Raw genomic sequence first — 6588 nt, forward strand, 5'->3', positions numbered from 1 at the left:
CACACAATTTCAGGTGCGGCCTTTCTTGTCTGGATTTCAGAAGGGAATGTTTGTTATGCAGAAAGGTTGTATCCAGCTTTATTACGGAGATGGCAAGGGCAAAACGACCGCAGCCATCGGTCAGATTGTTCGCTGTGTAGGTCACGGTTTTAAGGTGCTGGTCTATCAGTTCCTCAAAGAGCCAAACAGCGGCGAGGTCAGTGTCATCAAATCGCTGCCAGGGGTGGAGTACATCGAAAACGAAGGTCCAATCCCGTTTATGTTTAACCTGACACCGGAACAGCAGGAATTTTACAAGGAAAAATTCCAGAAAAAATTTGATGAGGTCAGAGAAAAATATTTCTCGGGCGAGTATGATCTGGTTGTGCTGGATGAGGTGATCGACGCTTACAACCTCGGCACCATTCCAAAGGAGCAGCTGCACGAGATGATGGACAAGCGACCGGAAGGCACCGAGCTGGTCATCACCGGTCACCAGTATGGAATGGACATCAGCGAGCTGACCAATCGTGCAGATTATGTCACCAAGTTTGTCAAGGAAAAACATCCCTTTGACCTTGGTATGCCATGCAGAAAAGGCATTGAAGAATAAAGTCCCTTTGGACATCGTCCAGATTTCCAAATTTCTCGGAAAGGATGTAGCATGAACATGAAAATCACAACAAGCGCGGTCGCAGGCACTCTGGAGTCCAGCGACGTGTATGTCAAGGTAGAACCTTGTGACAAACTGGAGATCGAGATTGAATCGGTGGTTTATAACCAGTTTGCAGAGGAAATCAAAAAGAGCATCATGGAAGTTGTTGAGGAGCTGGGTGTTGACAGCGGCAAAATCTCCATCAACGACAAAGGAGCCATCGACTGTGTCATTAAAGCGCGTGTAGAAACCGCCATCAAGAGAGCAGGAGGGGAAAACTAATGAGAAGATCCATGTTATTTATCCCTGGCAACACTCCAAACCTGCTGATGAACGGTGACGTTCTGGGCGCCGACAGCATTATCCTCGACCTGGAGGACGCTGTTTCTCCGGCAGAAAAGGATTCTGCCCGTATTCTGGTTCGTAACGCGCTCAAATCGCTGCACTACAAAGGCTGCGAAATCATCATCCGTATCAATCCGGTTGAAACCGACTACTGGACCCATGACCTGGATGAGATCATTCCGCTCAAACCAAATATGATTATGCCTCCAAAGGTAAGCTGCGCACAGGATGTAAAGACCGTTTCCGAATACATCGCAAAGCTGGAGGAAAAATGCGGATTTGAAAAGAACACCGTCAAGCTGATTCCTCTGATTGAAACAGCAATGGGCGTTGAAAATGCTTTCCAGATCGCTTCTGCCGACGAGAGAGTTGCAGCGCTGTTCCTGGGCGGCGAGGACCTCACCGCTGACCTGCGCTGCAAGAGAACCAAAGAGGGCAACGAAATCTTCTATGCCCGCACCAGACTGGTTTGTGCAGCTCGTGCCTGCGGCGTCGATGTCTACGACACACCATTCACTGATGTCGACGATATTGATGGTCTGTACACCGATGCACAGTTTGCAAAATCCCTGGGCTTCTCCGGCAAGGCTTCGATCTCTCCAAGACACGTTGAGGGCATCAATGAGGTGTTCAGCCCAACACAGGCCGAAATCGACTATGCGCATGAAGTCATGGAGACCATCCGCATCGCCAAGGAACAGGGCAAGGGCGTTGTATCGCTCAGAGGCAAGATGATCGACGCTCCAATCGTAGAGCGTGCAAGACAGGTCATCGAGATGGAAAAAGCGATGTTTGGAGGCACAGAAGACGATGAGTAAGTTAGTAGCATCTATCAAAGAAGCAATCGAACAGTGTGGATTGAAGGATGGCATGACCATCTCGTTCCACCATCACATGAGAAACGGCGACTATGTGCTGAACATGGTGCTGGATCAGATCGCAAAGATGGGCTTCAAAAACCTGACTGTCAATGCAAGCTCTATTTTTGATGTTCATGAGCCAATTATCGAACACATCAAAAACGGCGTTGTCACCGGCATCGAGTGCAACTACATGGGCGCAAAGGTCGGCAAGGCAATCTCTGAGGGTATCATGGACAAACCGGTTGTTTTCCGCAGCCACGGCGGCCGTGCTTCCGATATGGAAAAAGGCACCTCGGTGATCGACATTGCCTTCATCGCAGCTCCTACCTCCGATGACATGGGCAACTGCACCGGTAAAGTCGGCAAATCTGCCTGCGGTTCCATCGGCTATGCTTTTGCTGATGCCATGAACGCAAAGAAGGTTGTTGTTATCACCGATAACCTGGTAGAGTATCCGCTGGTTGACTTCTCGATTCCAGAAGTTTACGTCGACTGCGTTGTCGCTGTTGACCAGATCGGCGATCCTGCAGGTATCGTTTCCGGTACCACCAAGATCACCCGTGACCCAGTTGGTCTGAAGATGGCAAGCTATGCGGCAAAGGTTATCGAAGCATCCGGTCTGCTCAAAGACGGCTTCTCCTTCCAGACCGGTGCAGGCGGCGCAACGCTGGCTACCGCAAAATATGTCAAAGAGATGATGCTGGAAAAAGGCATTCAGGGCAGCTACGGCATGGGCGGTATCACCGGATACATGGTTGACATGCTCCAGGAAGGCTGCTTCAAAGCGCTGCTGGACGTTCAGTGCTTCGACCTGAAAGCAGTTGAGTCGATCCGCACCAATCCAAAGCACATGGAAGTTTCTGCAACCCAGTATGCAGGTGTCAGCGGCAAGAGCGCCGGCGTTGACAATCTGGACGTTGTACTGCTGGGTGCAACCCAGGTTGACCTTGACTTTAACGTCAACGTACATACCGACTCCAACGGCTACATCATGGGCGGTTCCGGAGGCCACTGCGACACCGCAGCAGGTGCAAAACTGGCGATCATCATCGCTCCGCTGACCCGTGCTAGACTGCCGCTGGTTGTAGACAGATGTCTGTGCATCTCCACCCCGGGCAAGACCGTCGATGTTGTTGTTACCCAGAGAGGTATCGCAGTCAACACTGCAGGCGGCAAGAATCAGGAACTCAAACAGAAACTGATCGACGCCAAACTGCCGGTTGTTGAGATTGCTGACCTCAAACGGATGGGCGAGGAGCTGGCTGGCGTACCGAAGCCAATCAAGATGGGCGACAAAGTCGTAGCGAAGGTTATTTACCGCGACGGAACCCTGCTGGATGAAATCCACTCGGTAAAATAAAAGGATGGTCTGCTCTGTGAAGAGCTCTGGAAAGACAGGGGAAAACATCAGGGCAGAAAAATAGATAAAACACATCTGTCCGTACAGGACGATCAAAAACCTCCGTTTCAGCGATGAAACGGAGGTTTTTCCACGTTATGAGAAAAGTTCGTGGAAAGAAAGAGGGCGGGAGGGCAGATTTTTCTCTTTAAAACAAGACGGGAAAAGGGTATAATAGAACAATAAAGAGCAAAATAATAGGTAAAGGATGGTGTTTTATGACAACGTTTTTGTATCAGGGACATGGCAGCTTTCGACTGGTTACCGACCAGGGAACGGTCGTTTACATCGACCCATTTGCAGGGGAAGGCTACGACCTGCCTGCCGATCTGGTGCTGGTTTCCCATGAGCACGGCGACCACAATCAGGTGGGACTGGTGCAGCTGAAGCCGGACGGACGTGTGCTTCGTGCAGCGGACTTTCTGCGCGGTGGAAGCTACGGCAGCGTGCAGCAAAATGATGTGCTGGTGCAAAGCTGTGCTGCCTACAACAAGAATCATCCCAAATCTTCCTGTGTAGGCTTTGTCCTCAGCGCAGGAGGCAAAAAGCTGTATCTTGCCTGTGACACCTCCGAGACCGAGGAGATGAAGACGCTGGCGGACGAGCATCTGGACTATGCCTTTTTGCCGATCGACGGCATCTATAACATGGATGCGAAGGAAGCAGCACACTGCGCCAAGATCATCGGCGCAAAACAGAATGTGCCGGTACATATGAAGCCAGGAGAACTGTTCTCGCAGCAGATGGCGGAGAGCTTTGATGCAGACAACCGCCTGATTGTAAAGCCAGGACAGACAATCTGCTGGTAATAAACCAACAACGGATAAAGTGAGGAAGGTCAATGGAATACAGCCAGTTTTATGAGGAGTTCGGCGCGCCGTTTACCGGCAGAAAGAAAAAACGTCTGGAAGAATTTTTGCATCGGATGGAACTGCAATATGATACCGGCGTGGAATATACCGTCAATCTGGTCACCCAGGAGGGAGAAATCGCTGCGACCGGTTCGCTTGAACACAATGTGCTCAAGTGTGTGGCAGTGGATGACCGTTATCAGGGGATGGGTCTGTCCTCCCGCGTGGTCACTCTGCTGTTAAACCACGCCAATGAACAGGGAGAGCATCACCTCTTTGTGTTTACCAAGCCCAAAAATATCGCGATGTTTTCCGATTTGGGCTTCTATCCAATCATTCAGACCAAGGATGTCCTACTGATGGAAAACGTGCGCGATGGTATCCGCCAGTATGTCGCACAGCTGGACCGCCCGCAGATGCCGGTGAAAACGGTGGGCGCAATCGTTGCAAACTGCAATCCGTTCACCAACGGCCACCGCTATCTGATTGAAACTGCCGCTGCCCAGTGCGACGCACTGCATCTGTTCGTGCTGTCCGAGGACCGCAGTACCTTTCCGGCGGCGGTACGCTACCAACTGGTTAAGGAAGGAATCCAGGGCATCGACAACGTAATTCTGCACCAGACCTCCGATTATCTGATTTCCTCGGCGGTGTTCCCGACCTATTTTATCAAGGAACAGGGCCGCGCTGAACAGATCAACTGTGAATTAGACCTGCGTATCTTCTGCGAATATTTTGCCAAAGAGCTGAACATCACCCGTCGCTTTGTGGGAACCGAGCCGTTTTGTCCGGTGACCAGCGCCTACAATCGGGAGATGAAGAGGATTCTTTCCGAGTATCACATCGAGGTAGTGGAGATTCCCCGCAAAAAACAGGACGAGGTGGAGATCAGCGCCTCCAAGGTCAGAGCGTGCATGATCGAAGGCGACTATGACACCATCCGACGCATCGTACCGGAGAGTACGCTGCGCTATCTGCTCAGCGACGATGGACAAAAGCTGGCTGCACGGATGCGGGAGGAGAACCACAAGGCATGAGAAAGCAGCGTTATCTGGAAGAAATTTTGCAGCGTCCTCCTCTTTCGATGCAGCAGATTCTGGACGCGCGGGAACAGCGGGTGCAGCGCCAGAACCGCATGATGAAATTGCAGGAGGGAACGCTTGTCAGCTTTACGCTGAATATTGCCGGCGCAGTCAAGGCTGCGCCGCTTTTTTCCCGCGCCTTTGCCGAGGGCAAGCGCAGAATTTTGTCCCAGCTGCAGTATAGCGGAATCTCGGTCCTCCTGCAGGAGGAATCGAGCGGAGAAACAGGCGAGGAACTCTATCTGTTGACCAACGGCCAGCCAATGCAAATTAAGCGCCTGATGTGTCAGATTGAGGACAGCTTTCCCATGGGACGGCTGTTTGACATTGATGTGATGGCGCGCGGCGTGCCAAAGGTCTCCAGGAGCGACTTGCATGTGTCGCCGAGAAAATGTCTGATCTGCGACCAGATGGCGGCTGCCTGTGCGAGAAGCCAGCAGCACAGCATCCGGCAGCTGCTCGAAAAGACGGTGGAGCTGATCTGCGACTACTTTGAGGAGAGCGACGCCGAGGAGATCGCACAGGCTGCCTGCCGTGCGCTGCTGTATGAGGTGAGTGTCACTCCCAAGCCAGGGCTGGTCGACCGCCAGAACAATGGTTCCCATCGGGACATGGATTTGTTCTGTTTTGTGGACAGTGCCTGTGTGCTTTATCCCTATTTTCGGGCCTGCGCCAAAATGGGAATGAAGGAGGAGCTTTCTCCACAGCAGCTGTTTGAAGCGCTGCGTCCATTGGGAAAGGACGCAGAGGAACGAATGTACCGGATGACCGGCGGAGTCAACACCCACAAGGGCGCCATCTTTTCAATGGGAATCTTCTGTGCAGCCGCGGGCAGACTGTCCGAACAGCCGTTTTCGGTGGAGAAGATGGGAGAGCTTTGCAAGCAGATGTGTGCGCATCTGCTCGAAGACTTTGCAGGGATTGCCGGAAAACAGGAGCTTTCCTACGGAGAGAAGCTCTACCTTCGATACGGAGTGACCGGCATCCGCGGAGAGGCTGCACAGGGCTTTCCATCGGTGCTGAGCTGCGGGTATCCGATGCTGCTGAATGCATTGCAGGCGGGAAAGAGCCTCAACGATGCCGGCGTACAGGTGCTGTTGGCGCTGATTGTTCGGGTGCAGGACACCAATATTCTGGCGCGCTCCGATCCCGATACACTGCGCTGGGCACAGCAATCGGTGCGAAAGGTGCTGGAAGAAGGCGTGGACCTTGAACAGGTGCGGGCCTTGGATCAGGCGTTTATCCAGCGCAGAATCAGCCCGGGCGGCTGTGCTGATCTGCTGGCACTGTGCTTTTTTCTCCATTTTTTGCAGCTACATAACGAATAAAAAGCTAACGACGTTTATAAAAACAAGGAGGGCATCCCATCTAACGGGATGCCCTCCTTGTTTTTATAACGCAGTAAAGAGAGGAT

The 6588-nt window shown here is 52.1% G+C and carries 7 protein-coding genes; all 7 read left to right on the forward strand.

All coding sequences use genetic code 11. The features are described from left to right. Positions 1 to 55: 55 nt before the first annotated feature. Positions 56 to 592, forward strand: coding sequence for a cob(I)yrinic acid a,c-diamide adenosyltransferase (locus Q0L39_RS02805; RefSeq protein WP_296626812.1), 537 nt, complete (start codon positions 56 to 58; stop codon positions 590 to 592). A 57-nt stretch (positions 593 to 649) separates the two neighbouring features. Beyond that, entirely contained in the window at positions 650 to 916 is a 267-nt protein-coding gene (gene citD, locus Q0L39_RS02810) for a citrate lyase acyl carrier protein (protein WP_296626813.1), read from the forward strand. Beyond that, positions 916 to 1797, forward strand: coding sequence for a CoA ester lyase (locus tag Q0L39_RS02815; protein WP_296626814.1), 882 nt, complete (start codon positions 916 to 918; stop codon positions 1795 to 1797). Before citD ends, Q0L39_RS02815 begins: the two co-directional genes overlap by 1 nt. Continuing rightward, on the forward strand, positions 1790 to 3202 hold the full coding sequence (gene citF / locus Q0L39_RS02820; protein WP_296626815.1) for a citrate lyase subunit alpha: 1413 nt from the start codon (positions 1790 to 1792) through the stop codon (positions 3200 to 3202). Before Q0L39_RS02815 ends, citF begins: the two co-directional genes overlap by 8 nt. 257 nt (positions 3203 to 3459) lie before the next feature. Continuing rightward, complete coding sequence (locus tag Q0L39_RS02825; protein WP_296626816.1) at positions 3460 to 4050, forward strand: MBL fold metallo-hydrolase; 591 nt, start codon at positions 3460 to 3462, stop codon at positions 4048 to 4050. A gap of 32 nt (positions 4051 to 4082) precedes the next feature. After that, complete coding sequence (gene citC / locus Q0L39_RS02830) at positions 4083 to 5129, forward strand: [citrate (pro-3S)-lyase] ligase (RefSeq protein ID WP_296626817.1); 1047 nt, start codon at positions 4083 to 4085, stop codon at positions 5127 to 5129. Next, positions 5126 to 6502 (forward strand): triphosphoribosyl-dephospho-CoA synthase CitG, encoded by a 1377-nt coding sequence (gene citG, locus Q0L39_RS02835; RefSeq protein WP_296626818.1) that lies wholly within the window; start codon positions 5126 to 5128, stop codon positions 6500 to 6502. Before citC ends, citG begins: the two co-directional genes overlap by 4 nt. Positions 6503 to 6588: the final 86 nt, after the last annotated feature.

It is taken from the genome of uncultured Negativibacillus sp. (genome assembly GCF_944388365.1).
Classification (GTDB): Bacteria; Bacillota; Clostridia; order Oscillospirales; family Ruminococcaceae; genus Negativibacillus.

Coding starts and splice junctions, on each gene's coding strand:
- Q0L39_RS02805 (WP_296626812.1), top strand. CDS start 56: ATGCAGAAAGGTTGTATCCAGCTTTATTACGGAGATGGCAAGGGCAAA.
- citD (WP_296626813.1), top strand. CDS start 650: ATGAAAATCACAACAAGCGCGGTCGCAGGCACTCTGGAGTCCAGCGAC.
- Q0L39_RS02815 (WP_296626814.1), top strand. CDS start 916: ATGAGAAGATCCATGTTATTTATCCCTGGCAACACTCCAAACCTGCTG.
- citF (WP_296626815.1), top strand. CDS start 1,790: ATGAGTAAGTTAGTAGCATCTATCAAAGAAGCAATCGAACAGTGTGGA.
- Q0L39_RS02825 (WP_296626816.1), top strand. CDS start 3,460: ATGACAACGTTTTTGTATCAGGGACATGGCAGCTTTCGACTGGTTACC.
- citC (WP_296626817.1), top strand. CDS start 4,083: ATGGAATACAGCCAGTTTTATGAGGAGTTCGGCGCGCCGTTTACCGGC.
- citG (WP_296626818.1), top strand. CDS start 5,126: ATGAGAAAGCAGCGTTATCTGGAAGAAATTTTGCAGCGTCCTCCTCTT.